General features: G+C 60.3%; 20 protein-coding genes. 15 read left to right on the top strand and 5 right to left on the bottom strand.

Going from position 1 to position 25834, the window contains the following annotated elements; genetic code table 11:
* Window positions 1-4 precede the first annotated feature (4 nt).
* The gene (locus BUA94_RS11835) at window positions 5-1318 is read left to right on the top strand and encodes a TRAP transporter large permease (protein ID WP_073013258.1); all 1314 of its coding nucleotides are present in this window, start codon (window positions 5-7) and stop codon (window positions 1316-1318) included.
* A 101-nt stretch (window positions 1319-1419) separates the two neighbouring features.
* The gene (locus tag BUA94_RS11830; protein ID WP_073013256.1) at window positions 1420-2379 is read left to right on the top strand and encodes a dihydrodipicolinate synthase family protein; all 960 of its coding nucleotides are present in this window, start codon (window positions 1420-1422) and stop codon (window positions 2377-2379) included.
* Window positions 2380-2456: 77 nt separating this feature from the next.
* Here the strand turns inward: BUA94_RS11830 and BUA94_RS11825 are convergent, their stop codons facing one another.
* The 4 genes from BUA94_RS11825 to BUA94_RS11810 all read right to left on the bottom strand — a co-directional run bounded on the left by BUA94_RS11825 (window position 2457) and on the right by BUA94_RS11810 (window position 8855).
* Window positions 2457-4190 carry an ABC transporter ATP-binding protein gene (locus BUA94_RS11825; RefSeq protein ID WP_073013254.1) on the bottom strand — a complete coding sequence of 578 codons (1734 nt, stop codon included), beginning with the start codon at window positions 4188-4190 and terminating at the stop codon, window positions 2457-2459.
* Between the two features lie 336 nt (window positions 4191-4526).
* Complete coding sequence (locus BUA94_RS11820; protein WP_073013252.1) at window positions 4527-6680, bottom strand: TonB-dependent siderophore receptor; 2154 nt, start codon at window positions 6678-6680, stop codon at window positions 4527-4529.
* Window positions 6681-6836: 156 nt separating this feature from the next.
* Window positions 6837-7721: a helix-turn-helix domain-containing protein gene (locus tag BUA94_RS11815; RefSeq protein WP_073013250.1), complete on the bottom strand. Its 885-nt coding sequence runs from the start codon at window positions 7719-7721 to the stop codon at window positions 6837-6839.
* 81 nt (window positions 7722-7802) lie between these two features.
* Complete coding sequence (locus BUA94_RS11810; RefSeq protein ID WP_175558031.1) at window positions 7803-8855, bottom strand: LacI family DNA-binding transcriptional regulator; 1053 nt, start codon at window positions 8853-8855, stop codon at window positions 7803-7805.
* A 247-nt stretch (window positions 8856-9102) separates the two neighbouring features.
* Here BUA94_RS11810 and BUA94_RS11805 point away from each other — a divergent pair, with 247 nt between their 5' ends.
* The 8 genes from BUA94_RS11805 (at window position 9103) to BUA94_RS11770 (ending at window position 19041) form a co-directional block, all read left to right on the top strand.
* Entirely contained in the window at window positions 9103-10899 is a 1797-nt protein-coding gene (locus BUA94_RS11805) for a heparinase II/III domain-containing protein (RefSeq protein WP_073013246.1), read from the top strand.
* Window positions 10896-11879 (top strand): carbohydrate ABC transporter permease, encoded by a 984-nt coding sequence (locus BUA94_RS11800; protein ID WP_073013244.1) that lies wholly within the window; start codon window positions 10896-10898, stop codon window positions 11877-11879. Before BUA94_RS11805 ends, BUA94_RS11800 begins: the two co-directional genes overlap by 4 nt.
* Window positions 11876-12748, top strand: coding sequence for a carbohydrate ABC transporter permease (locus tag BUA94_RS11795; protein WP_084081948.1), 873 nt, complete (start codon window positions 11876-11878; stop codon window positions 12746-12748). The genes BUA94_RS11800 and BUA94_RS11795 overlap by 4 nt, the downstream gene beginning before the upstream one ends.
* Before the next feature lie 2 nt (window positions 12749-12750).
* The gene (locus BUA94_RS11790) at window positions 12751-13926 is read left to right on the top strand and encodes a glycoside hydrolase family 88 protein (RefSeq protein ID WP_073013242.1); all 1176 of its coding nucleotides are present in this window, start codon (window positions 12751-12753) and stop codon (window positions 13924-13926) included.
* A 33-nt stretch (window positions 13927-13959) separates the two neighbouring features.
* Window positions 13960-15081: an ABC transporter ATP-binding protein gene (locus BUA94_RS11785; protein ID WP_073013240.1), complete on the top strand. Its 1122-nt coding sequence runs from the start codon at window positions 13960-13962 to the stop codon at window positions 15079-15081.
* Between the two features lie 22 nt (window positions 15082-15103).
* Window positions 15104-15799: a DUF624 domain-containing protein gene (locus BUA94_RS11780; RefSeq protein ID WP_073013239.1), complete on the top strand. Its 696-nt coding sequence runs from the start codon at window positions 15104-15106 to the stop codon at window positions 15797-15799.
* Between the two features lie 61 nt (window positions 15800-15860).
* On the top strand, window positions 15861-17102 hold the full coding sequence (locus BUA94_RS11775; protein WP_073013852.1) for an extracellular solute-binding protein: 1242 nt from the start codon (window positions 15861-15863) through the stop codon (window positions 17100-17102).
* Between the two features lie 109 nt (window positions 17103-17211).
* A complete protein-coding gene (locus BUA94_RS11770) occupies window positions 17212-19041 on the top strand; it encodes a DUF2264 domain-containing protein (protein ID WP_073013238.1) in 1830 nt (609 codons plus the stop codon).
* A 12-nt stretch (window positions 19042-19053) separates the two neighbouring features.
* On the opposite strand, the gene BUA94_RS11765 is transcribed toward BUA94_RS11770, so the two are convergent.
* Window positions 19054-20367 (bottom strand): NAD(P)/FAD-dependent oxidoreductase, encoded by a 1314-nt coding sequence (locus tag BUA94_RS11765; RefSeq protein ID WP_175558030.1) that lies wholly within the window; start codon window positions 20365-20367, stop codon window positions 19054-19056.
* A 249-nt stretch (window positions 20368-20616) separates the two neighbouring features.
* Between BUA94_RS11765 and BUA94_RS11760 the strand changes: the two genes are divergently transcribed.
* The 5 genes from BUA94_RS11760 to BUA94_RS11740 all read left to right on the top strand — a co-directional run bounded on the left by BUA94_RS11760 (window position 20617) and on the right by BUA94_RS11740 (window position 25814).
* The gene (locus tag BUA94_RS11760) at window positions 20617-21009 is read left to right on the top strand and encodes a Nif11-like leader peptide family natural product precursor (protein WP_073013237.1); all 393 of its coding nucleotides are present in this window, start codon (window positions 20617-20619) and stop codon (window positions 21007-21009) included.
* Window positions 21010-21119: 110 nt separating this feature from the next.
* The gene (locus BUA94_RS11755) at window positions 21120-22610 is read left to right on the top strand and encodes a radical SAM family RiPP maturation amino acid epimerase (RefSeq protein ID WP_073013236.1); all 1491 of its coding nucleotides are present in this window, start codon (window positions 21120-21122) and stop codon (window positions 22608-22610) included.
* A gap of 89 nt (window positions 22611-22699) precedes the next feature.
* Window positions 22700-23620 (top strand): GNAT family N-acetyltransferase, encoded by a 921-nt coding sequence (locus BUA94_RS11750; protein ID WP_073013235.1) that lies wholly within the window; start codon window positions 22700-22702, stop codon window positions 23618-23620.
* A gap of 124 nt (window positions 23621-23744) precedes the next feature.
* Window positions 23745-24515, top strand: coding sequence for a CPBP family glutamic-type intramembrane protease (locus tag BUA94_RS11745; RefSeq protein WP_139251099.1), 771 nt, complete (start codon window positions 23745-23747; stop codon window positions 24513-24515).
* 48 nt (window positions 24516-24563) lie between these two features.
* The gene (locus tag BUA94_RS11740; RefSeq protein ID WP_073013233.1) at window positions 24564-25814 is read left to right on the top strand and encodes an NHLP bacteriocin system secretion protein; all 1251 of its coding nucleotides are present in this window, start codon (window positions 24564-24566) and stop codon (window positions 25812-25814) included.
* Window positions 25815-25834: the final 20 nt, after the last annotated feature.

Here is a 25834-nt window from a genome sequence, read left to right as displayed (position 1 = left end):
TCCGATGTCTGTCGCAGCCTTGATGTTTCCGCTTCTGTTCCTGCTGGTTCTGGCAGGAATTCCGATTGCCCTGTCGCTGACGATCGTCTCGGCGGGAGCAGGTCTGATTGCCTTCGGACCGAATGTCTTCGCCCAGCTCTACGGCTCCTTCTATTCTGCCGCGACCAACTTCATTCTGGCCGCCATCCCGATGTTCGTCCTGATGGGAGCGATCCTTGAGCGGTCCGGCATTGCCGAGCGCCTGTTCAAGGTGATGCAGCTCTGGCTTGGCCGTCTGCCGGGCGGGCTTGCGGTGGCGACCATTGCAATGGGCGCTGTCTTTGCGGCGGCAGCCGGTGTGGTCGGCGCTGTGGAGGTCATGATCGGCATGATGGCGATCCCGGCAATGCAGCGCTTCCGCTATTCCAACAGCCTGGTCGCTGGCACGATCTGCGCTGGCGGATCGCTTGGAACCATGATCCCGCCGTCGGTAATTGCCGTCATGTATGCCTCGCTGGCGCAGATGTCCGTTGGCGAGTTGCTCGCCGGCATGATGTTCCCCGGGCTGCTGATGATCGTGCTCTTTATTGCCTACATCATCGTCCATGGCCTGATCTGGCCGCCGGAAAAGACCGAAGCCCAGGCCGAGATGGACGAGATCCCGCTCCGGGAAAAGGTCACCCTGACCATCACCTCGCTTTTGCCGATCTTTGCTCTGATCTTTGCGGTTCTGGGGTCTCTGCTGGCAGGCATTGCCTCGCCAACGGAAGCAGCCTCCGTCGGTGCGGTTGGTGCGCTTGCCCTGTGTGTTGCCTATGGCCGCTTCAGCTTTTCGATGCTGCGGGAATCCCTCCAGATCACGGTCCGTATTTCCGCAATGATCCTCCTGATCGTTGCTGCGGGCACCATGTTCATGGGTACCTTTGCTGCAAACGGTGGATCCCGTCTCATCCGCAACGCGGTGGAAGCGGCAGGTTTCGGTGATGCGGGCATCATCATCTTCTTCCTGGTGATCGTGTTCCTGCTGGGCTTCGTGCTCGACTGGACGGCGAATGTGCTGATCTGCGTTCCGCTCTTCACGCCCATCATTCGTCAGACCGGCATCGATCCGGTGTGGTTCGGCACCATGGTGATCGTGGTCATCCAGACCAGCTACCTGACCCCGCCCATGGCGTCCTCGATTTTCTATCTGAAGTCGATCGCCCCGCCGGACATGACCTACGGCCAGATGTGCCGCGGCGTCGTCCCCTTCATCCTGCTGCAGCTCTTGACCCTGATCTTTCTTGCGCTCTTCCCCCAGCTCGCAACCTGGCTGCCTGAACAGATCGTGGGCTTCTGACGGCCCTTCTGGAAATCGCTGGCTCCTTCTGTGCGGGGCCGCAGACAAGACCTTGAGAATACCCCGGCGCTGGCCGGGTTCAGAACCTGAGGAACTGAAACATGGCTGATACGACTTTCACCGGCTGCATGCCGGCGCTGATGACCCCCTGCAAGGCTGACAGGACACCGGACTTCGATGCCCTGGTGAAGAAGGGCAAGGAACTGATCGCGGCCGGCATGTCCGCCGTTGTCTATTGCGGCTCCATGGGCGACTGGCCGCTCCTGACCGATGACCAGCGCAAGGAAGGCGTTGCCCGTCTCGTTGCCGCCGGCGTTCCGGTCGTCGTGGGAACCGGTGCGATCAACACCAAGAGCGCTGTCTCTCTGGCTGCACACGCTGCGGAAGTCGGTGCGCGTGGCCTCATGGTCATCCCACGCGTTCTGTCGCGCGGTTCTTCGAGTTCCGCCCAGAAGGCCCATTTCAAGGCGATCCTGTCGGCCGCGCCGAAGCTGCCGGCCGTGATCTACAACAGCCCTTACTATGGCTTTGCCACCCGCGCCGATCTCTTCTTCGAACTGCGTCGGGATCATCCGAACCTGATCGGCTTCAAGGAGTTCGGCGGGGCTGCGGATCTGCGCTATGCAGCTGAAAACATCACCTCCCAGAGTGATGACGTCACCCTGATGATCGGTGTCGACACCAATGTCTTCCATGGCTTCGTCAACTGCGGTGCAACCGGTGCCATCACCGGCATCGGCAATGCCCTGCCCAGGGAAGTCCTGCATCTGACGGCTCTGTGCAAGCTTGCGGCTGCAGGTCACGTGGAAGCCCGTGTGAAGGCAAAGGAACTGGACGAAGCGCTGCATGTCCTGTCCACCTTCGACGAAGGCCCGGACCTTGTCCTCTTCTACAAGCATCTGATGGTTCTGACCGGCGATGCGGAATACACGCTGCATTTCAACGAGGATGATGCCCTCAACGATGCGCAGCGCAACTATGTCGAGGCACAGTTCAAGCTGTTCCGTGACTGGTACGCAGGCTGGTCCAAGCAGCCGGGCATCGTGTCCGAAACGGCCTGATCTCGCGTTCGTTCCTGAAATGCAAAACCCCGCCCGGAGCGTCCTCCAGGCGGGGTTTTTGTTTGGCTTCTGAGAGATCAGCTGATCTCAGCTTCTTCCAGAAACTGCACGTCGTGCATGCGCCGGTAGAGGCTGTTTTCGCGGGACAGGAGATCCTTGTGGGTGCCCTGTTCGGCGATCCGTCCCTTGTCGATGACGACGATCCGGTCGGCCTTGCGGATGGTCGCCAGACGGTGGGCGATGACCAGGGTGGTCCGTTCGCGTGACAGTTCTTCCAGCGAGGCCTGAATGTCCCGCTCCGTCTGGGTGTCGAGAGCGGAAGTTGCCTCGTCCAGGATCAGGATGGGAGGATCCTTCACGAAGATCCGGGCGATGGCGAGGCGCTGCTTCTGACCGCCGGAGAGTTTCACCCCGCGCTCGCCAATCACCGTGTCCAGGCCTTCAGGCAGGGTCTCCAGAACCTTGTCGAAGCTGGCGCGGCGCAGGGCTTCCAGGATCTCGTCCTCACTGGCGCCGATCCGCCCATAGGCGACATTCTCGCGCAAGGTGCCGCCGAAGAGGAAGACGTCCTGCTGGACGATGCCGATATTCCGGCGCAGGGAAGCCAGCGTCATGTCGCGGACATTCTGGCCGTCGATCGAAATCGCGCCTCCTGTCACGTCATAGAAGCGCGGCAGAAGCGAGCAAAGCGTGGTCTTGCCTGCGCCAGAAGGACCAACGAAGGCGATGGTCTCGCCGGAGCGGACATCCAGGCTGATGTCCTGAAGGATCGGGCGCTCGGCATTGTAGCCGAAGCTGACGGCATCAAAGCGGATGTCTCCGGCCAGATGCTTGACCGGCTTGGCATCTGGCAGATCGGCAACATCCGGTTCAGTGCCGAGCAGTTCGAGGTACCGGCGGAACCCGGCGATGCCCTTCGGATAGGTCTCGATCACCGCGTTGATCTTTTCGACTGGGCGGAAGAACACGGTCACCAGCAGAAGGAAGCTGACGAAACCGCCGTAGCTCAGATGGTCGCGCAGCACCATGTAGCTGCCGGCCAGCATGACGGTGAGCTGGACCAGGCGCATGCTCATGTAACTGAGCGAAGTGGACGCCGCCATGATCTTGTAGGCTTCCAGCTTGGTGCTGCGGTAGCTGGTGTTGGCCTTGGCAAAGAGCTTGCGCTCGTGGTCCTCGTTGGCAAAGGCCTGGACCAGCCTCATGCCACCGACGTTTTCTTCCACGCGCACATTGAAGTCGCCGACCCGTCCGTAAAGCGCCTGCCAGTTCCGCGTCATGCGCCCGCCATAGCGGCTTGTCACCCAGGCGACTAGCGGCACGACGACGGCGGTAATCAGCGCGAGTTCCGTGTTGATGAACGCCATCAAGATGAAAGCGCCGATGAAGGTCATGATCGCGATGAAGAGGTCTTCGGGGCCATGGTGGGCCACTTCGCCGATTTCCTCCAGATCCTTGGTAATGCGGGCAATCAGGTGGCCGGTTTTCTGATTGTCGTAGAACCGGAAGGACAGCTTCTGCAGATGCTCGAAGGCCTTGCGGCGCATGTCGGTCTCGATGTTGATGCCGAGCATGTGGCCCCAATAGACGACCACGGCGTTCAAGGCGGTGTTGGCGACATACATCACCAGAAGACCGGCCGCGGCGATCAGGATGAGTTCGATGCTCTGGGTCGGCAGAAGATCGTCGACGAAGAGCTTCACTGCCATGGGGAAGGCAAGCTCCATAAGGCCCGCGAGGACGGCGCTGCCGAAATCGAGCAGGAAAAGGGTCTTGTAAGGCGCGTAATAGGCAGCAAAGCGGCGGAGCATCAAGTCTGTTCCAGGTTGTCTGTCGGGTAAGACGGGTCTTCGGGGCAAGAGGGGATCCTGCCAGGAAACAAAAAGACCAACGGGCTCAGTTGAGTGGCGGGGGGAATGGCTGGCTCAACTTCCACTGGTGGAGACAGAGACAGATGACGCAGGTCCTGTCAACGGAAGGGATCTGGCAGAAGGTTGCAAGACGCGGACTGGCCCGTTGCCATGGCTCAGTCTCTCATGGAATGCCGGGCGATCTGCCTTGTGGAAAAGGTGGCAAGTGGGGCCTGGAAAAGAATAGCAGCTGGCGGTCAAATGCGACCGCCAGCTGTCTTATAGTGCCTGCGGGGCTTACCAGGTCGCGTGGACCTTGAGGCGGATGGCGCGGCCTTCGCCGTAGGCACAGGACGATGTCGTCTGGCAGGCGGAGACATAGGTCTCGTCGAACAGGTTGCTGACATTCAGGTCCACGCCCCAATTGTCGCGCTTGTAGCCGATCCTTGCATCCACCAGCAGGGTTTCGGGAACCTTGTAGAGATTCTGCTGGTCCGCCCAGCTCTGGCCGAGGTAGCGCAAACCTCCGCCGATGGAGAGCCCCTTTACGAAATCCTCGTCAAAGGCATAGTCGAGCCAGAGCGAGCCTTGAACTTCCGGAACGATATAGGGGGTCTTGCCGACGATGGTCGCGTCATTGTCCTTCGTGATTTCGAGGTCGTAGGCGGTGAAAGCTGCGGTGGCGGTCAGGTTGTCGGTGAGCTTGCCCTTGGCTTCCAGCTCGATACCCCGCGAGCGGACTTCACCGGTCTGGACCTGGTAGTTGATGTTGACCGGATCGACGGTCAGAACGTTCTGACGGGTCAGGTCGAAGAGCGAGACCGTGAACAAGGCATCCATGAAGGTCGGGGCGTATTTCAGGCCGACTTCATACTGGGTTCCGGTTTCCGGGCTGAACATCTTGCCGAGGCGGGTGGTGCCGATCTGCGGATTGAAGAAAGTGGCAGCGCTGACATAGGGCGTCAGGCCATTGTCAAATTCATAGGCGAGGCCCGCACGGCCGGAAAACGCGCTTTCGTAGCTGTCGTTCCGGGTGTCCTGAGATGGGGCGTAATAGGTCGGGCGGTCATGGGTGTCGGTCCAGACACTGTCATGACGACCATTCAGGGTCACGATCCAACCTTCCGAAAAACGGAGCTGGTCCTGCATATAGAAGCCGAGCTGGTTCTGGGTCAGGTCCTGATTGAGGTAGCTGACAGGCGTTGTCTGGGCTGTACCATAGACCGGGTTGATGACGTTGATATCGGTCGTGGTGCCCCAAAGCGCAGAAGACTGAACCTGGTCAATGTTGAAATACTTGTAGTCGACCCCCGCAAGGAGCGTGTGCTCGACCGGACCGGTGTTGATCACGCCTTCGATCTGGGTATCGGCCAGAAAGGTCTTGATGCTGGTCTCGTGGGCGAAGTTGATGCGGCTCAGCATCGGCTCGGTGCTGTAGCCATTGCCATAGAGGAACTGCTCGTCGATATCCGCTGCGCCAAACCGGACATTCTGGCGGAAGGTCCAGTTCTTGTTGAAGGCATGCTCGAACTCGTAGCCGATGGAAGCTTGCGTCCGGGTGTAGCTGTCGAGATCCGGTTCGGTGAAGTTCCGCTCCGGATCGATCTTGCCGAAGGAGGCATCCACCACCGTGCCGATATAGGGCAGGAAGGCGCCGCCATTGTGGGTCTCGTCCGTGCCGGTGTAGTTGGCGAGGATGGTCAACTTGGTTGCATCGTTCAGATGCAGGGTCAGGCTCGGCGAGATGCTGCCGCGAATACCCTCTTCAAAATCTGTGTAGCCGTCGCCGCCCTGGATGCGGCCGGAGACGCGGAAGTCGAAGGCATCCTTGATCCGGTCGCCAATGTCGAAGCCGAGATAGGCGGTGCCGGCGTCATTGATGCCGCTTTCGACATAGCGAAGGCGTTCGCCGGTCGGGCGCTTGGACACATAGTTGATGATCCCGCCCGGGTTGGAGCCGCCATAAAGCACGGAAGCCGCGCCCTTGAGCACTTCGATACGTTCCAGATTGAAGCTGTCCACGTAGAAGCTGCCGAAGGCATAGCCGAAGTTCTGCAGGCCATCGAGATAGGTGCCGCTGGCCGTTGCCTGGAACCCGCGGATGAACATCCAGTTGGTGTCGCTGTCATAGCCGAAGGGCTGGGTGAAGACACCGGCGGTATAGCGAAGGGCCTCGTCCGTCTTCTGGACGCCCTGGTCATTCAGCTCATCGCGGCCGATGACGGAGACAGACTGCGGGATTTCGAGAAGCGGAGTTGCCGTCTTGCTGCCGGAAAGTGTGCTCGGTGCGAGATAGCCATCGAATGGAGCATTCGGGTCGGAAATGCCTTCAACGCTAATCTCGTCCAGAACGGTTGAAGACCCCGCGTCCTGTGCCAGTGCCGCCGACGACAGGATCAGTGCCATGGCCGTGCCGGCAAGTGTCCCGGCCTTGAGTGTGCCCCGCTTCATTTTCTTTTCCCCTTGGGACCTGCTGACCGGAAACCGGCCGCCTGTCCGGTTGCCCTTACAGATTAAGCGGAGCTTTTAAGTCATGTATTTCCGGCGCGATTGTCGGATCATGTGATTTCTGGAACGAAACGCCGATGAAACCAGTTCTCGCAGGCTCTATTTCGACAGGTTTCGGAGCCAGGCAGCCGGTGTGGTGCCTTCAAAGCGGCGGAAGGCGCGGGTCAAATGGGATTGATCGGAGAAGCCGGTGGCAAGGGCGGCATCGATCACGCTCATGCCATCGGTTTCCAGCAGGGACTTCACCGTTTCGATCCGCCGTTGCATTTGCCAGCGGTGTGGAGGCAGCCCCATCGACGCCTTGAAGGCATGCGAGAAATAGGAGCAGGACAGTCCGGCGATGTCGGCGAGTTCCTGTAGGGCGATGTTTCTGGCGTGGTTCTGGTCGATGTGCTCGAGGACCTTGTTGAGGCGGCGCGGTGTCAGCCCGCTCATGGAACCGGAAATCTCTCTCTGAACATTGCCCAGAACGGTCAGCAGACCTGCGACAATGCTGTCGCCATAAAGGCTGTCGAGGTCGCTCGGTTCGCAGCATTCGGCGGCAATCAACCGGGCAAGTGACATGATCCGGTCGTCATTGAAGCCGAAGTTGGTTTCCTCGAGCGCAGGAAGATTGAATCGGGTGCCGAACCGCTCTGTGAGAGCCTGAACGTCGAGATGCAGGTCCAGATGCTTGAGGCGGCCGGACTTGCTGATGGAGGACCATATCGGCACGCCTGCAGGAATGAAGCACATCGGATTGCGGCTGCTAAGGGTAACCCGTTCCCGGCCATCCGGGTGCATCATCAAGTCGATGTCCGTCGTTCCATCTGCGTCCAGAAGCAGGAACAGGCGGGGAGCCTTGGAAACATATTGCCCGTGTGCACCCGCGCAGCATTCCACATCCCAAACGTCGGCGAGCAGCCCCGGCCAGGCGCGCCAGTTCAGGTCTTTGATGGGCTTAACGCCGTGGACCTTGCTGTCCATGTTGGGGTGGAAAGGCATTTTCTGGATCTGGAACTGAAGATGACCAGATCGCAATAGAAAATATGAGTATATAAGTCAAGTATTATGCAGGTCGGCAACTCAGGTGTTGCTGCGAACAGGTGCGGTGGACTCTCGTACAACCAGACTGACCGCCGTTTCGGTATAGGTGGCAAGGTGGTCCTGACCCCGGACCCGTTCGAGCAGCCGGTTGACGCTGCGCGCCCCGATATCTTCCGCATCCACGTGGATGGTTGTCAGCGGCACGGAGTTGAGGGCTGCGGTCGGAATGTCATCGAAGCCGACGACGGAAACGTCCCCGGGCACATTGATGCCCGCTTCGTTCAAGGCCGCGATCGCCCCGAAGGCACAGGCGTCATTGCAACACAGGATCGCAGTGAAATCAGGGGATCCCTGAGCCTCGATCCGTTGCTTGATGGCCTGATAGGCCAAATGGGTGCGCATGGCTTCAAGTTCCACGACCAGATCGTCGTGGTCTTCAAGCCCGGCATCCAGCATCGCCTTCACGCAACCGGCCATCCGGTCGCGGATGGTCGGACGGGGAGAGTGGGTCAGCCTCAGGATGCGGGTGTGGCCAAGTTGCGTGAGATGGCGGGCGCCCAGGTAGCCGCCGGTCCTGTTTGCGGGCGCGACGGCGTCAAGGCGCATCAGGGGTTCGCGGCCATTGACGATGACGGCCGGAATGCCGCGCTCGTGCAACAGGGAGACGATGTCTTCATGCTGCATGGAAAAAAGCAGATAGCCGGAGGTTGCCGCATCCGGATCAAGCTGGCGCATGGCCGCCGGATTGACCAGCTGCATGGACATGGGCAGGCCCAGCTCTCTCGCACGCTTTTCCATACCGGCTTGAACGGCCTGCATGAACTCTCCGGTCGCGCTTTCTGCAAGGTGGAGATCTGACAGGACCGTCAGCACCCCGCCGGGCTGCGAGGTGCCTGCGTAGTTGAGCCGTTCGGCTGCCTGTTGAATTCGGGAGCGGACTTCCGAGGAAATTCCCGGCATGCCCTTGAGTGCCCGCGACGCGGTGCTGATGGAAACACCGACTGCGTCGGCAATGTCCTTCAGGGTCACCTTGCCGGAAGCCGGGGGCTGGAGAGCGTGCTCGCCTGCATGTGCGCGGTCGCTGTCGGTCAAGGTCATCCCCGTTTTAGAATCGTTCTATCTGTCCGGACGCCCCGCATTTTTAGGGGCTCAGGATCTATTTTGCAATTATGCAAAAGTTACGCAAAAAAGCAAATTTGCGTAAATTGCAAAAAATAATTGACTTTGCAATGATGGTTTGTCTGACTAAGGCCGTTCGCCGGGAGGGCGACAGGAGGAGTTTGCCGTCGTGGATTTGGCTGGTCAGGAGCAGGCCCCGGAACACCGGGTATCTGGATGCGTGAATGCATCCGGTGCAGTCTTGCGCTCGTTCGTGCCGGGTCCAGATGCGGCAGACCGGTCTTTCTGGAGCAACTTGCCTGCTCAGATCCGAGCCGATCTTCTTGCCGGTGGCGAGGAGGCTCTTGCGGGCGAGTGGGGTCTTTTGACCGCTCACGGCTACCGGGCTTACCGGGAGCAGGGCGACCGGGCCGGCTATGAGGCTATCTATTTCCAGCGCCGCCGTGAGGTGAATGCTCTGGCTCTTGCGGAAGCGGTCGATGGGCAGGGGCGGTTTCTCGATGCGCTCGTCGATGGCCTTTACCTGATCCTAGAGGAAAGCGGCTGGCAGCTTCCGGCTCACAACGCCCACCAGCGGGGCGGGGTGCGGGATCTCCTGCCGGATCCGGATAATCCGGTCGTGGATCTCTTTGCGGCGGAAACCGCCGCCCAGCTCGCGGTCGTTGCCCATCTTCATGGCGATGCGCTGGATCGCTTGTCTCCGGCGATCCTGTCCCGGATCGACAGGGAGGTCCTGCAGCGCGTCCTGAAGCCTTATCTCGACCGGCATTTCTGGTGGATGGGGAACGGCGACGAGCCGATGAACAACTGGACCGCATGGTGCAGCCAGAATGTCCTCATCAGTGCTTTTACCCGTCCTTTCGACGCTGAGCTCCGGCAGAAGGTCTTGCAAAAAGCGGCAGGAAGCCTGGATGCCTTTCTGAAGGATTTCGGGGAAGATGGCGCTTGCGAGGAGGGGGCCTTCTACTATCGTCATGGCACGCTCTGCTTGTTCGGAGCCTTGAACGTGATTGGTCAGGTGGCTCCGGGCAGCGTCTCGGCGCTGTGGAACTGGCCCAAGCTCCGCAACATGGCGGAGTTCATTGCTCACAATCACGTTGCCGGCCGGACCTATATCAATTTCGCGGATGCTTCCGCCGTGCTGGAACCTTGTGGAGCACGGGAGTTTCTGGCGGGCAAGGCCGTGGGCTCGAAGCCGCTCTGTGCGCTGGCGGCGAAAGACGCGAAGGCCAACCCGCGTCCGGATCTGCCCGGGGAAATCAATCTGTCCTACCGTTTGCTTGCCCTCAGAACCCATGCCGAAATGCTGGCCCATGATGTGCCTGTGGCGGATCTGCCTGATGTCTATTATCCGAGCTGCGGCGTGTTTATTGCGCGGGACGGCCAGTTTGTTCTGGCTGTGAAGGCGGGGGACAATGACGACGGCCATAATCACAATGATGTCGGCAGTCTGACCCTCTACAAGGATGGCGAGCCGGTTCTGATCGATGTCGGCGTCGAGATCTATACCGCCAAGACCTTTTCCCCGCATCGCTACGAGATCTGGACCATGCAGTCCGGCTTTCACAATCTTCCAAGCTTCGGCGGCGTCCAGCAGCAGGCAGGTCTGACCTTTGCCGCGCGGGATGTGAGCGTTGATCTGTCTGAAGAGGTTGCCTCCATCCAGATGGATATTGCCGGGGCCTACCCGGAAGAGGCGCAACTGCGCAGCTACCGGCGCACGGTCCGGCTGCTGAAGGGCAGGGGGATCGAGCTTGAGGACCGGCATGACGGGGATCTGCCCGCGGTGCTCTCCCTGATGCTGCGCGACCGGCCCGAGATCTCCGGCACGTCGCTCCGCTTGACGTCCGGTGTCTCTCTCGCGCTGGAAGGCGCGGGGCAGTTGAAGCTTGAAGAGATTCCCGTCACGGATGCGCGTCTGCGCCTTGCCTGGCCGGAGAGCATTTACCGCGTGCTGGTGCCGCTTTCAGGGCCGCTGTTGCGCTTGCGGATCGAACAGGAGGAAGCAACCGGGTGACGACCTCGACGGAAAAGACAGCGGCAGCAACCGGTGCCGGGCCTTCAGTCCATGCGGCTGCCAGGCCTCCGGTCCGCACGGCGGTTTCAAAACGCCGGCGCAAGATCATGAACACGCTGATTGCCTATTCTTTCATTGCTCCGAACTTCATCGGCTTTGCGGTCTTCACGCTCGGCCCGATCCTGTTCGCCTTCGTCCTGGCCTTCATGCGCTGGGACGGCAGCAATCCGATGGAATTCGCAGGTCTCGACAATTTCTGGCGGCTTTTCTCTGACCGGGTGTTTCAGGCCGCCTTCTGGAACACGATCATCTTCACCGGCTTCGTGGTGCCGCTGACGCTGATCTGTTCGCTTGGACTTGCCATCCTTTTGAACCAGAAGATCTTCGGCCGGAATTTCTTCCGCACGGTGGCATTCTTTCCCTATGTGGCCTCGCTCGTGGCCGTCGCTGTCGTCTGGAACATGATCTTCAATCCGGAGTTCGGGCCGGTGAACATGATCCTCTATACGCTGGGCGTCGATCCGAGCAACCTGCCGGGCTGGGCTGCCGACCGGCATTGGGCCATGGTCACGGTCATCCTGTTCTCCGTCTGGAAGAACATGGGCTACTTCATGGTCATCTATCTGGCCGGACTTCAGGGCATCAGCGCCGAACTTTATGAGGCGGCCGATATCGACGGGGCAACGCCCTTGCAGAAGTTCTGGCGCATCACCCTGCCGCAGCTTGCACCGACCACATTCTTTGTTTCGGTGATGCTGACGATCCAGTCGTTCAAGGTGTTCGACCAGATCTTCATGATCACCCAGGGCGGCCCCGGCACCTCAACTCTGGTGCTGGTCTATCACATCTATAACCAGGCCTTCATCTCCTGGGACCTCGGCTATTCGAGCATGGTCGCGCTCGTGCTGTTCCTGCTGGTGCTGGCCATCACGATCATCCAGTTCCGCTGGAGCCAGAGGAATGAAGGAGACACCGCATGACCTCTGCCAGCCTTGCCTCGTCTTCTGAAGCGCTGAAGCGTCCACCCCGCAGGATCAACTGGGGCCTGATCCTGACCTATGCGGTCGTGATCATCGTCACCCTGACCATGCTGGCCCCCTTCGTCTGGATGCTGTCTGCCTCGCTGAAACTGGACCGGGACGTGTTCGCCTTCCCGATCGAGTGGATCCCGTCCGAGCCGCGCTGGCAGAACTACATCGACATCTGGACCAAGATCCCGCTTGGCATCTTCGTGTTCAACACGACCAAGCTGACGGTCATCGTCACCGTCTTGCAGCTGCTGACATCCAGTTTTGCCGCCTATGCCTTCGCAAAGCTGCAGTTCCCTTACCGGAATGCGCTGTTCCTGGCCTATATCGCCACGATTGCGATGCCCTGGCAGGTCTATATGGTGCCGCAGTTCATCCTGATGCGCGAGTTCGGGCTGAACAACACCCACATGGCGCTGATCTGCCTCCAGGCCTTCACCGCCTTTGGTGTGTTCCTGATGCGCCAGTTCTACATGTCGATCCCTGATGAGCTGTGTGAGGCCGCGCGGATCGACGGCATGAGCGAATACGGCATCTGGTGGCGCATCATGCTGCCCCTGTCCATGCCCGCCCTGTCGACGCTGACGATCTTCACCTTCGTCAACACCTGGAACGATTTCCTCGGGCCCTTGATCTACCTGACCAAGACCGACCTGAAGACGATCCAGATCGGCATCCGGATGTTCATCACGCAATACACCCAGGAATACGGATTGATCATGGCCGCGTCCGTCGTGTCACTGATCCCGGTTCTGATCGTGTTCCTCGCACTTCAACGCTTCTTTGTCGAAGGCATCGCCTCGACGGGACTTAAGGGATAATCATGCTCGACGCAGCCGACCGCGCCCACACCATTGCCGCCATCACCGACGACGAAGTGGCCGATGCGATTGAGGCCGCCGTTTCGCAGATCCGGCGCAATCTGCCCAGCTTCACCTATGCGGCGCAGAACCATTCCAGCGTGAACAACTTCTACCCGCCGGTTCCCAATGACCAATGGACCGCAGGGTTCTGGCCGGGAACGATCTGGCTTGCCTATGAGGCGACCGGCGACAAGCTGTTCCGCTACGCAGCCCAGATCCATGTGCAGAGCTTCCTGCACCGGATCGAGAACCGGATCGCGACGGACCATCACGACATGGGCTTCCTCTATTCGCCGACCTGCGTTGCCGCCTGGAAACTGGTGGGAGATGAGGATGGGCGGCATGCGGCTTTGCTCGCGGCTGACCAGCTTCTGGAGCGCTTCCATGAAAAGGGCGAGTTCCTGCAGGCCTGGGGCGCAATGGGCGCACCGGACAATTACCGTTTCATTATCGACTGTCTGGTGAACCTGCCGCTGCTCTATTGGGCCAGCCATGAGAGTGGCAATCCGGTTTACCGGGACAAGGCGCTGAAACACGCAAGGACGACGCTGGCCCATTCGGTTCGCCCGGATCATTCCACCTATCACACGTTCTACATGGACCCGGAAACCGGTGCGCCGGTGCGCGGGGCAACCAAGCAGGGCTACAAGGACGACAGCGCCTGGGCGCGTGGTCAGGCCTGGGGCATCGCGGGCATGGCGGTCTGCTACCGCTATGAAAAGGACGAGGCCTATCTGGAGGCGTTCGAGAACCTGCTCGCCTACTACCTCAAGCGTCTCCCGGACGATCTGGTTCCTTACTGGGACCTGACCTTCACCGAGGGCGATGAGCCGCGGGATTCTTCTGCCGCTGCCATCACCGCCTGCGGCCTTCTGGAAATGGCTGAGCTGGTGGACGAGCACCGGGCAGCGGAGCTCAAGGATCTTGCCGCGCGCATGCTGGCAAGCCTCTGGCGCAATTATGCGGTTCGCGATCCTGAAGTTTCCAACGGGCTGGTGCTGCACGGCACCTATTCCAAGAAGACCCCCTACAACACCTGCCGGGGCGAAGGCGTCGACGAGTGTGTTGCCTGGGGGGACTACTATTATTTCGAAGGTCTGACGCGCTTGTCGCGGCAATGGGCTCCCTATTGGTGAGTGCGGACAAGGCTGAGAGGACAGGCAAGACGAATGGCCGGTATTTCACTTCGTAAACTGCGGAAAACCTACGGCGAACTGCGGGTGATCCACGACATCGACCTTGAGATTGCAGACAAGGAATTCATCATCCTGGTCGGTCCGTCCGGCTGCGGAAAGTCAACGACCCTGCGCATGATCGCGGGGCTGGAGGAAATTTCGGGCGGTGATCTCGTGATCGGCGACACCATCGTCAATGACGTCCCCTCCAAGGATCGCGACATCGCGATGGTGTTCCAGAACTACGCGCTCTATCCGCATATGACGGTCTACAAGAACATGGCCTTCGGGCTGGAGCTGCGCCGTCACCCGCGCGAGGAAATCGATCGCAAGGTGAAGGATGCCGCCGAGGTTCTGGACATCACCCATCTGCTCAACCGCAAGCCGAAGGCGCTTTCCGGCGGTCAGCGGCAGCGCGTGGCGCTGGGCCGTGCGATGGTCCGTTCGCCCGAAGTCTTTCTGCTCGACGAGCCGCTCAGCAACCTGGACGCCAAGCTGCGCACAGCCATGCGGGCGGAAATCACCAAGCTGCACCGCCGCCTGGACGCCACCTTCATCTATGTGACCCATGACCAGGTTGAAGCCATGACCATGGCCGACCGCATCGTGGTCATGAAGGACGGCTACATTCAGCAGGTGGACACGCCGCAGGTTCTCTATGACGAGCCGGCCAACGTGTTCGTGGCAGGGTTCATCGGGGCGCCTCAGATGAACTTCCTGGATGTGGTCATCCGCAAGACAGCGGGCGGATTGGCCGCGGAGTACGAAGGCCAGCTCCTGCCTTTGCCGGAGCATCTTGCGCGGGCTGTTTCTGGTCATGAGGGCCGCAACTGCGTGCTGGGTCTGCGTCCGGAAAACTTCCACGAGCGCCCGCCGGTGGACGTCGATCCTGCCCTTACGGCTCCGGTCGAGATGTCGGTGGAACTGGCCGAGCCCATGGGGGCGGAAGTGCATCTGAACGGCAAGCTGGGAAGCCAGGGGATCATCGCGCGGGTTTCGCCGCGCTGCAGGGCGAGAACCGGAGACACGGTGCCGCTGATCGCAGACCTTTCTGCCGCTCATCTTTTTGACAAGGAAACGGAAATCGCGCTCCGGACTGGCCGTCCGGCGCAATGAGACCGCAAGGAAACAAGACCATATGAACTGGGTCGCCAACTTCTATTTTCGCGAAGGGCCGGGCATCGACAAGGATGCGCCGAAGCCTGAAGGGCTGCGTCTGCTTGGCGCTGTCCTTGTCCGCGAATGGTGGGACTTGCTGCGGCTCAACGTGTTGTTCATTGCGGCCTGCCTGCCTTTGGTGACCGTGCCGGCGGCCTATTTCGCGTCGGTTTCCGTCTGCGTTGCCATGATCGAGGACCGGAACGTCTATCTGTGGCGGGACTTCTGGGACGCTTTCCGGTCGCGCTTCTGGGCCGCGACGCTGGGCGGGGTGGTCTTTGCGGCGGCAGGGGCGCTCGCCTGGCTCGCCCTTCCTGCCTATGCGGCTGAGGCACGGAGCAATCTGGTCTTTGCGGTGCCTTTCGCGCTTGTCCTGGCGGTGTCCGTCTTGCTGCCGCTTCTGGCAAGCAGCTTCCTTGTCAGTCTGGCAAAGGCAAAGGGCCGGTCCGCCGGACAGGTCATCAGGATCTCGGCTCTCGCGGTTCTGGCCCGTCCCCTGCCGGGGCTTGCCGCCCTCTCGGTCGTGGGAGCGCTTTGGCTGGCGCATATCCTTTTCTATCCGGTGTCGGTGTTTCTGCCGGTGCTGGTCAACTTCTCCCTTGGCGCATTGCTCATGAGTTTCGCGATGCTCAAGGGGGTGGAACTTGGCTGCTCGCAGGCGGCCCGGAAGCAATGACCTGTCCAAGGGAGACGGGACAGGTCTGGAAGTCGAATGTGAATTGGAGGAGACAAATTTCATGCGCAGATTGATGAAGCCGGTCCTGATGGCCGCAACTGCTCTCGCCTTTCTTCCTGCCCATGCCATGGCGGAAGACATCAAGCTGAACTGGGCTCTGTGGGACTGGGACAAGGTCGCCTATTACCAGCCGCTGATCGATGCCTATCAGAGCGCTCACCCGGATGTGAAGATCGAGCACACGGACCTGGGCTCCAGTGACTACAACCAGATGGTCATGACCCAGTTGACCGGTGGCGGTGATGACATCGACATCGTCACCATCAAGGACGTTCCGGGCTATGCCCAGATGGTCAACACCAGCCGTCTGATGAAGCTGGATGCTCCGGCGCAGACCGGCGGCTATGGCGGCTTGATCGAGGCTCTCGAAGTGGGGGGCGGTCTCTATGGTCTGCCGTTCCGCACCGATTTCTGGGTGGTCTATTACAACAAGGACGCCTTTGACGCCGCTGGTGTGGACTATCCGACCAACGACATGACCTGGGCCCAGTTTGACGAGAAGGCCCGTGCCACGACCAAGGGTTTTGGCCCGAACAAGGTCTATGGCGCGCATTTCCATACCTGGCGGTCCACGGTCCAGCTTCCGGCAATCCAGAGCGGCGAGCACACGCTGGTCTCCAAGGACTATAGCTTCCTGAAACCCTGGTATGAGCGGGCCCTGTCGCTGCAGAAAGACGGCGCCGTTCGCTCCTATGCATCTTTGAAGACCTCGCAGACCCATTATTCCGGTCCCTGGTTCGCAAGCCAGATCGCCATGCTGCCCATGGGCACCTGGTTCATCGGTACCCAGATCGCCAAGGTCGCGTCCGGCGAGTCCAAGTCCACCAACTGGGGCATCGTGAAGTATCCGCATCCGGAGGGCGTTGCTGCCGGGTCGACTGCTGGTCAGGTGACCTCGCTTGGCGTGAACGTCAACTCCAAGCATGCGGAAGCTGCGAAGGACTTCGTGTCCTGGGTCTCCGGTCCGGAAGGTGCGGCCATCATCGCTTCCACCGGCACCATTCCGGCGCTGCGTGATGACAACGTGATCGAGACCATCACGTCCAAGCCGGGCTTCCCGCAGGACAAGGCCAGTGCGGAAGCTCTGACGACCACCGCCACCTATTTGGAAATGCCGGTGGATCTGAAGGCCGCGGAATATGAGCTGGTGCTGAACCGGGTGCATGACGAGATCATGACCGACAACATTGCCATCGACGATGGCATTGCGCAAATGAATGCGGATGTCGCAGGCATCAAGTAACGCCTAGCCCTGATCATGGTGGAGCTTCTGCCTTTCTTTGTGGAAGCTCCGCAGGTCCAACGCGGAACCGGCCCTTTGCGGCCGGTTCCGTCCTGCCGGAACCACTCAAGTGCCCAATACTTCCTTTTCCGAAAACCCTTTCTGCAGCCGGAGCGATGTTCTGGCCGCTGTTCATCAGTTGTTTGAACCGCTGTTGCCGCATTTCTCCAGCTCTGGCGCGCGCGTCCGGCTGAGCAGCATGTCGGCCCATTTCGATCAGGCCGCTGCGGAGCTGGAAGGCTTTGCCCGCCCGCTCTGGGGGATTGTGCCCCTGACTGCAGGCAGGGGGACTTTCGAGCACTGGGAGCTCTACCGGGAGGGATTGAAGACCGGCACCGACCCGGATCACCCGGATTATTGGGGCGGCATTTCCGACATCGATCAGAGACAGGTCGAGCTGGCGGCCATCGGCCTCGCCCTGCGGCTGGCGCGGAGTGAAATCTGGGATCCGCTGGATGAGATATCGAAGGAAAAGGTCGCGGCCTATCTCAAGTCCGGCCGGGATCATGAGTTCGTCAATAGCAACTGGAAGTTCTTCCGGATCATGGTGGATCTCGGCCTGGAGCATTGCGGCGTGCCGGTCGATGCTTCCATGCGGGAGGCCTATCTGGATGACATCGACGGGTTCTATATGGGCGAGGGCTGGTATCGCGACGGGCCGATCCGCAGCGCCGATCACTATATTCCCTTCGCCTTCCATTATTACGGCCTGATCTACGCTGAGCTCTCTGGCGATCAAAAGCGGGCAGAGCGTTACAGGCAGAGAGCGGCCGCCTTTGCCCGGTCGATCCGGCATTGGTATGCTGAAGATGGGGCCGCCTTGCCGTTTGGCCGCAGCCTGACCTACCGGTTTGCCCATGCGGGCTTTTGGGGGGCGCTCGCCTTTGCCGGTGTCGAGGCGCTGCCCTGGGGCGAGATCAAGGGCTATTACTTGAGGAACCTGCGCTGGTGGGCCCGTCAGCCCATGTTCGAGCGGGATGGCGTTCTGTCCGTCGGCTTCAGCTATCCCAACCTCCTGATGAGCGAAGGCTACAATTCCGCCGGTTCGCCCTATTGGGCGATGAAGGCCTTCCTGCCTTTGGCCTTGCCGGAAGATCACCCGTTCTGGACCGCAGAGGAGATCGCGCCCGAGGCCTCAAAGGCTCCCGTCGCGCTGCCCGAGGCGGGGATGGTCATGCAGGACCTTCCCGGACACACGGTCGCCCTGACCTCCGGTCAATATTACGCTCGCTGGCGGGGAACGCCGGAGAAATACGCCAAGTTTGCCTATTCCACCCGCTATGGCTTTTCCAATGAAGCCAACGAGCGGCATTTCCCGAGCGCGGCGGCGGACAACATGATCTCCTTCTCGGCGGATGGTCTGCATTTCCGGATCCGCGAGACCTGCGAAGAGGCGCAATATGCCGGAAACGTGCTCTATTCCCGCTGGAGCCCGATGGACGACGTGATGGTCGAAAGCTGGGTCTATCCGGACGGGCCTTGGCATGTGCGCCTGCACGAGATCAGGACTTCCCGGCCGCTGGAGGTTGCCGAAGGCGGGTTTGCGATCGCAAAGCCGGACTTCAAGGCCTGGCAGGAAACCTGCGGGGATGGTCTCGCACAGGTTGCGACCCGGAGCGATGTGAGCGCGATCAAGGCCTATGACGAGCGGACGCCCGTTGTTCTGAGCCCGCTGAGCAACACCAATATCATCAATGCCCGTACCCTGGTGCCCCAGTTGCGTGGGACGGTTCAGCCTGGAAAGACCGTGCTTTCCTGCGCGGTTCTCGCCCGCACAGGCGGCCTCGACACGACTTTGCCTCCCGCGCCTGATCGCCCCGGCACTGACGTCTTGCGCGAGCTGATCCGGCGGGAGGGAAAGGTGGTGCCGGTGTTCGATCTGAACCACCGGGCCGTGTGACGGGCAAAGGCGTCAGACCCCCAGCCGGTCCCGCAGCGCGTACCACCAGGAGCCCATGACCGAATAGGGCACGCGGAACATTCGCCCGCCCGGGAACGGGTACCAAGGCACCTTCTCGAAGACGTCGAAGCGGCTGCGGTCGCCGCTGATCGCTTCGGCCAGAATGCGCCCGAATGTATGGGACCCTGTCACGCCATGACCGCTGTAGCCGTGGGCGAAATAGGTGTTGTCGCCCAGGCGCCCCATTTGCGGAACGCGGCTGAAGGAGAGGGCGAAATTGCCGCTCCAGGCATAGTCGATTGCAACGCCCTTGAGCTGAGGAAAGACCTTCTCCAGGTTCGGCAGCAGCTTGGCCTTGATGTCCTTCGGGTCCGTGCCGCCATAGACGAGGCCGCCGCCGAAGATCAGGCGCTTGTCTGCGGACAGGCGGTAGTAGTCGAGGATGTAGCGGACATCTTCCACGCAGACATCCGTCGGAATGAGGGCATTGGCGCGGTCTACTCCAAGCGGCGCTGTTGCCAGCATCTGGGTGGAAACGGGCATCACGCGCGCGGTGAGCTCTGGAACCACATGGCCGAGATAGGCATTGCCGCACAGAACCAGCGTGTTGCAGGTGATTGATCCGCCGGAGGTCATGACCTTCGGTCTGGCAGCAGCGGTGTCCACCTTCACCACGGGGGACTGTTCGAAGATGACGCCGCCAAGGCTTTCAAAGGCGGCAGCTTCCCCAAGCGCCAGATTGAGCGGATGAATGTGCCCGCCCGAGTGGTCGATCATGCCGCCTGCATAGACATCGGAGGCAATATGATTGCGCAGCTGTTCCCGGCTGAGCATTTCCTGATTGTGCAAGCCGTAGCTCGCCCAGAGCTTCAGCCTGTCTTCCAGCTCCCTCATGTGCGCACCCGTGTAGGCCGCGAAGATGTTGCCTTCCTTTAGGTCGCATTGGATGTTGTAGGTCTTGATCCGCTCGCGGATGATCTCTCCGCCTTCCTGGACAAGGCCTGCAACAAAGCCGGCTGTCTCTGCACCATAGCGTTTGCGGATGGTCTGGAGGCTTGCGTTGAGCCCGGCAACGATCTGCCCGCCATTGCGGCCTGATGCGCCCCAGCCGACCTGCGCGGCCTCGATCATGACCACCTTGTAGCCCTTCTCGGCCAGGTGCAGTCCGGTGGACAGGCCACTGTAGCCCGCTCCGACAATGCAGATGTCGGTGGAGTGATCGCCGGTCAGCGGCGGGCGGTGAGGCGCCGGATTGGCGCTGGCGGCGTAGTAGCTTCCGGTATGGGGTGTTGGTCCGGTGCGGGCAAAATCTTCACGGGGCATCATGCGACCTCGGGCAGGGCTGTCTGACACCACGCTATCCTGCTTTCACCGCCTTTGAACAGGGGCCGCCGTATTGTCACGACTTCAAGAACTGTTCGGTTGCCTAAGGTAAATTCCGGCAGAAACTGAATTAACTACAATTTATGGTGGACGGTTATTTGCAAATAGCCCTACCTTGCAAGTGGTATTGTGAGGGATGCCGCATTTTTGGAGAGTGTGCGGGGTCTTTCGTCCCATTTCAGGAGAACCGAGATGTCTATTTCTGACGCACAACGATTTGCAGACGATATCGCCAAAGATCCGGAACTGAGAGATGCCGTAAAGGGAGCGGCAACAGGACTTGCCTCTATCGTGGAATTTGCAAAGTCGAAGGGATACGAATTCTCGATCGACGAAGCCAAGGAATATATTCTTTCCAAGTCTCCCAAGGACCTGACCGACGAACAGCTTGACGCCATTGCGGGCGGCAAGCATCACCATAGCTCTGTTGCAACCTCCAGTACGGTCGCGCAGACAACGGCTGTCGCCAGCACCGCAGTGGAAGCTGCGGAAGTGGCCACAAGCGCCGTGCAGGTGGCTGAAGCGGCTGCGGATGTTGCCGCTGCGGTCGAAGTCGTGGCTGTGGCTGCTGCCGTCCTGACCTGATCCGGCCTGACACTGTGCCGGTACTGTTCGGTTCCGTCCCTTGCGTCCCGTGACGCAAGGGCGGAGAGCGGTGCCAATTTGCGGATCGGTTGAGAAGGGCGTTTTGCTCGATGAAGATCACCAAGGCCACGCGGCATTACCGCGGTATTTTTGAAACCCGGAGCGCGGAGCAAATTCGCGAACTGGCCCATACCAAGCGTTTCATGGAACGGCTTGCGACTGACCCTGCCTTCCGCCAGGCGCTGGGTGAAAACCTGGCTTGCCCGTCGAAGGCGGCGGAGGCCTTCGGCCTTGAACTGGATCCGGCAGAGGTTCCGACCCTCTGGCGCGTGGATCACCGCAAGTGGCGGCATTCCGACGAGCGCCAACGGTGGCCAAAGGCAGCCGCCTGGGACGATTATATCAAGGACATGCTCACCCACCGCGACATGATCCGCGACGAGGGTGCAACCGAGCATATTCATCCGAAATTTGACCGCTGGCGGCAGAGACAGATCCGCCGCTCCTACAGCGAACTTGGCGCTTCTGCCCATGCAGTGGTTCATCCCATCGTTGCCTTTGAACTGAGCGAAGGCTGCACGGTCGGTTGCTGGTTCTGCGGCCTGTCTGCAGACAAGTTCCGAGGTCATGTCTCCTATGACGAAAAGGGCGAGATGTGGAAGGGGGTGGTCAAGGCGATGAATGACCGCTTTGACACAGCGGTCCAGACGGGCTTCTGCTATTGGGCCACTGATCCCTGTGACAATCCGGACTATGACCGGTTCATCGAGGATTATTATCACATCACCGGTGCGCTGCCGCAGACCACCACGGCTGCACCGCTGAAGGATGAGGCCTTGACCCGCCGGGTTCTGGCGCTCTTCGACAAGTTCAAGACGGTCACCAACCGCTTCTCCGTCCTGAGCGTCCGGCATCTCGACAAGATCCATGGGGCCTTCACGCCGGAAGAACTCATGGGCGTGGAGCTGGTGCTGCAGAGCAAGCATTCGCTTTCGGCCAAGGCTCATGCGGGACGTGCCCGCGAGCGGGTTCAGAAGCTGCGCGAAGCGGGCCGGTCGGAGAAGATTTCTGAGCTTGAGATCGATCATACGACGATTGCCTGCGTTTCCGGTTTCCTGGTCTCGATGGTCCGGCAGACCGTTCAGCTCGTTGTGCCAGTTCCGGGCAGTGACAAGTATCCGCTGGGCTATCGTGTCTTCGGCGAGCGGCATTTCGAGGATGCGGCTTCTTTCGGGGCGGCAATCGATGATCTGATCGATACGCACATGATGGCCGACATGCCTGCCCATTGGCCGGCGCGGTTCCGCGCGGATCTCGTCTGTGAGCCAGTGAAGAACGGTTTCCGCCTGATCTCCCGGTGCCAGGAGCACACGATCGAGAACCCCTCATGCGGGCGGCTGGCCGGGGAACTGATTGTCTCCGGACATCACACCATGGGCGAAGTCGTGTCTGCTCTCGTGGAAGCGGGAACCGACCTCATGGTCGCGGCAGAGTTCATGGACACGGTCTTCAGTGCCGGTGTGCTTGAAGAGTACAGCTCCGATGTGGAGGCGGACACTTACCGGGCCGAAGCCCTGGCGGCTGCTGTTCCGGCAGAGTGAACATCGACAGGGCGGTGTCAGGTGATGCCGCCCTGGTCATTTTTCGCCTTTGCGCGAAAGCGGACCAGACGTGAGGAACGGGGGCGAGCGTGACATTTCTTTCGCAGATCCCAATTCCGGCAAGGGCTGATGCCGGTGTGGACATTACGCTTGCGCCGCTGGAAGCTTTTGACGCTGTCGCGCATCTCACGTTCCCCGTGCTCCGGGAAAAACTCATCGGCAAGACCGGCGTGAGGCTGGCCATCGCGTCAGATGGTGGCTTTCCCTGTGGCCTTGCCGTTGGTGTGCCCGGGTCGAATGCGGATTTTGAACTCGCTTCGCTCTATGTGCTTCCGCTCTACCGGCGTCAGGGCCTGGGCTCCCGTCTGCTGCAGCAGCTAGAACAGGCCTTTGTAGCTGAGGGCGTACGCCTCGGTGCGAGCTATGTCACGGTGAAGCCGGAAGATCAGAGCCCGCTGCTGTTCCTGAGGGCGTCCGGCTGGTCGCAGGTCCGGGTGATCGGGCTCAACTGCCGGACGACACTCAAGAATGCGTTCGAGACATCCTGGCTGGTCAAGGCGCGGTTGCCGGATCCCTTCGAGATCATTGGATGGGAGGACGTGGACGAGGCACAGCGAAACGATATCCTTGCGGCCGTTGGAGACTGGGCACCGCGGGATTTGAACCCTTTCCTCTTCGAGGGCGACGCCCACCAGCCAACCAGTGTTGCCTTGCGGGACAAGCGGGATGGCCGCATCCGCGGCTGGATCATTACCCACCAGATCGGGCCGGATCTCATCCGCTGGACTTGCTCATTCGTGGCTCCAGAGCTTCAGCACCAAGGCATGATCATTCCGCTCTGGCTGGCCTGCGCGACGCGGCAAAAGGCTTTGAACACCGCCAGCCGCTTTTGTTTCACGGTCTTCATGGAACAGCCGAGGATGGCAAAATTCGTTGCCCGGCGGATGAAGCCGAAACTGGAAGAAATGAACTATTCATGCATGGTTCTTAAGAACCTTTTACCAGATTGATGGTCAGATAAAGGCATCGGGCGGTGCATTTACCGCCCTTGTCTAGAGATCGGTATTGATGATTTGTGGGCGGGCTTTTCCGTCTGGTTTTAAATTGTAGTCAAAGGCTCAAGGGGGGACGCGAGTGATTATCAAACTGCGCGCAACGGCACTTCTTACCTTTGCCTGTATATTGGGTTCCTTGTCGATCCTTCCGACGATTATTGCCGCCAGGGCCCGAATTCACGCTCCGGACGTGCCGGACTGGGAGCTCTATGGCTCAGCGGTTCTTCAGTCGGTCATTCTCTTTGCCCCGGCAGCGTTTCTGGGTCTTTGCGCAGCGCAGGCCTGTGGTCTGAAGGGCGCCCCGCTGGTCGAACGCTGGGTTGGCGCAGACGGCAAAGGCGCCGAGCCTTTCGGCTTTCTGCTGGCGGCTCTGGCAGGTATCGCCGGGGGCACTGCAATGGTGCTGGCGGATGTGCTCGTCTTTCAGGGCCATACTTTCGGTCTGCGGCCGGGTTTCGCCAATGTCTTTGCGGTTCAAACCTTCTGGACCGGATTGCTGGGTGGCATCCTCTATGGCGGCATCAATGAAGAAGTCCTGATGCGGCTGTTTCTGGTTTCCTCCCTGATCTGGGGACTTTCCAAGATCGGGGGCGAGGAGGCTGCTCAAAGCCAAAGTCTCCGGTTCCTTGTGGTGATCGCAGCCGCGCTGATCTTTGGCCTCGCCCATCTGCCGCTGACCTCGACAATGGTCAGCATCGACATGCTCGTCATCACCCGTGCCCTGGTGCTCAACGGCATCATCGGTGTTCTCGCCGGGCTAGTGTACCTGCGCTACGGCTTTGAAGCGGCGGTTCTGACCCACGCCATTTCACATATTCCCATCCAGATTGGCGGAGGTGTTCTGGTTTGACCGCTTTCCCGATCCGTTCCCGTCTCATTCCGCTCAGGGGCTTCTGACATGGCTTTGAAACCCAGCATCCCCGAAGAGCCGCTGCGCTCGCCTGACCAGTTGAACAGTGCGATCCGTCTCACTTCCGCGTCGAGCTGGGTTCTCCTTGCGGTGCTCACGCTCTGCATCGGATCGGTGGTGGTCTGGAGCCTGGTCGGCCGCTTGCTGGTCTATGTGCATGGACCAGGAGTGATGGAGTTTACCGGGGGCGACATTGCCGTCATCCAGGCGACAGCTCCGGGCGTGGTCAAGGACATCAAGATCAAGCCCGGGCAAGAGGTGAAAGCGGGTGATGTCCTGTTTGTCGTCGATCAATCCACGATCCAGGCGCAACGGGACGGGGCTGCCAAGGCGTTGAAGCAGCAGCAGGAGGAGGTCGACAATTACGAGAAGACCTCCACGGCAGACATCAACACCCGGAAGACGAACCTCGATCAGCAGCTCGACTTCCTGAACAATTATCTTGTCAGCCAGAAACAAAACGAAGCCCAGCTTCAGGACATCTACAAGGGCAATCAGGAACTCGCCAAGAAGGGGCTGATGACCCAGCCGGTGCTCCAGCAATCCATGGAACGGCTGATTTCGGTGCAGCAGGACATCAGCGACAAGATCAGCTCGATTGCCCAGCTGAAGCAGCAGCAGGTGGAGTTCGAGAACTCCGTCAGCAACAACATGTCTGCCCTCAAGATCGATCTGGCCACGGCGCAGGGGACCCTCAACGACTACGAGGCCCAGCTGAAGTTCGGTGGGGCAATCCTGTCGCCAGTCTCCGGAACGGTCAGCGAACTGGCAACCGAGATCGGCAAGGTCGTGACGGCGGGAGAGGAACTGGGGGCCGTGCAGTCGGGTCTGCCGGTCTTGACGGTTCAGGGCTATCTGCCGATCGGCAAGGGCAAACAGGTGGAGCCGGGCATGACCGCCGAGATCTCGCCGTCGTCGGTGGAGCGGAACATTTATGGCTCGATCCGCGGCACGGTGACAGAGGTCAGTCCGCTGCCGGTGACGGAATCCGTGCTTGAAAACAGCCTGGGCAATTCCGCCCTTGCGGCCCAGATGATGGCGGAGGGCGCACCGATCAAGGTCACGGTAAAACTCGATACGGATGTCGCCACCAAAAGCGGATTGCGCTGGACATCTTCCGAAGGGCCGCCCGTCGAGATGAGCGCGGGCACAACGGCTGACGTCCGGGTTCTGACCGAACTGCGCCAGCCGATCAGCCTGCTGCTGCCCGTGCTGCAAACCTGGTTCACGGTGCAGTGATGAGCATGGCTCGGACCGGC

It is taken from the genome of Roseibium suaedae, assembly GCF_900142725.1.
Lineage (GTDB): Bacteria > Pseudomonadota > Alphaproteobacteria > Rhizobiales > Stappiaceae > Roseibium > Roseibium suaedae.
Note: the sequence above shows the minus strand (reverse complement) of the source record. Positions and strands in the feature narration are given on the sequence as shown.

Excerpts from the sequence above, each read along its gene's own strand:
- BUA94_RS11835 (WP_073013258.1), top strand. The coding sequence starts at position 5 with ATGTCTGTCGCAGCCTTGATGTTTCCGCTTCTGTTCCTGCTGGTTCTG.
- BUA94_RS11830 (WP_073013256.1), top strand. The coding sequence starts at position 1,420 with ATGGCTGATACGACTTTCACCGGCTGCATGCCGGCGCTGATGACCCCC.
- BUA94_RS11825 (WP_073013254.1), bottom strand. The coding sequence starts at position 4,190 with ATGCTCCGCCGCTTTGCTGCCTATTACGCGCCTTACAAGACCCTTTTC.
- BUA94_RS11820 (WP_073013252.1), bottom strand. The coding sequence starts at position 6,680 with ATGAAGCGGGGCACACTCAAGGCCGGGACACTTGCCGGCACGGCCATG.
- BUA94_RS11815 (WP_073013250.1), bottom strand. The coding sequence starts at position 7,721 with ATGCCTTTCCACCCCAACATGGACAGCAAGGTCCACGGCGTTAAGCCC.
- BUA94_RS11795 (WP_084081948.1), top strand. The coding sequence starts at position 11,876 with ATGACCTCTGCCAGCCTTGCCTCGTCTTCTGAAGCGCTGAAGCGTCCA.
- BUA94_RS11790 (WP_073013242.1), top strand. The coding sequence starts at position 12,751 with ATGCTCGACGCAGCCGACCGCGCCCACACCATTGCCGCCATCACCGAC.
- BUA94_RS11785 (WP_073013240.1), top strand. The coding sequence starts at position 13,960 with ATGGCCGGTATTTCACTTCGTAAACTGCGGAAAACCTACGGCGAACTG.
- BUA94_RS11780 (WP_073013239.1), top strand. The coding sequence starts at position 15,104 with ATGAACTGGGTCGCCAACTTCTATTTTCGCGAAGGGCCGGGCATCGAC.
- BUA94_RS11775 (WP_073013852.1), top strand. The coding sequence starts at position 15,861 with ATGCGCAGATTGATGAAGCCGGTCCTGATGGCCGCAACTGCTCTCGCC.
- BUA94_RS11765 (WP_175558030.1), bottom strand. The coding sequence starts at position 20,367 with ATGATGCCCCGTGAAGATTTTGCCCGCACCGGACCAACACCCCATACC.
- BUA94_RS11760 (WP_073013237.1), top strand. The coding sequence starts at position 20,617 with ATGTCTATTTCTGACGCACAACGATTTGCAGACGATATCGCCAAAGAT.
- BUA94_RS11755 (WP_073013236.1), top strand. The coding sequence starts at position 21,120 with ATGAAGATCACCAAGGCCACGCGGCATTACCGCGGTATTTTTGAAACC.
- BUA94_RS11740 (WP_073013233.1), top strand. The coding sequence starts at position 24,564 with ATGGCTTTGAAACCCAGCATCCCCGAAGAGCCGCTGCGCTCGCCTGAC.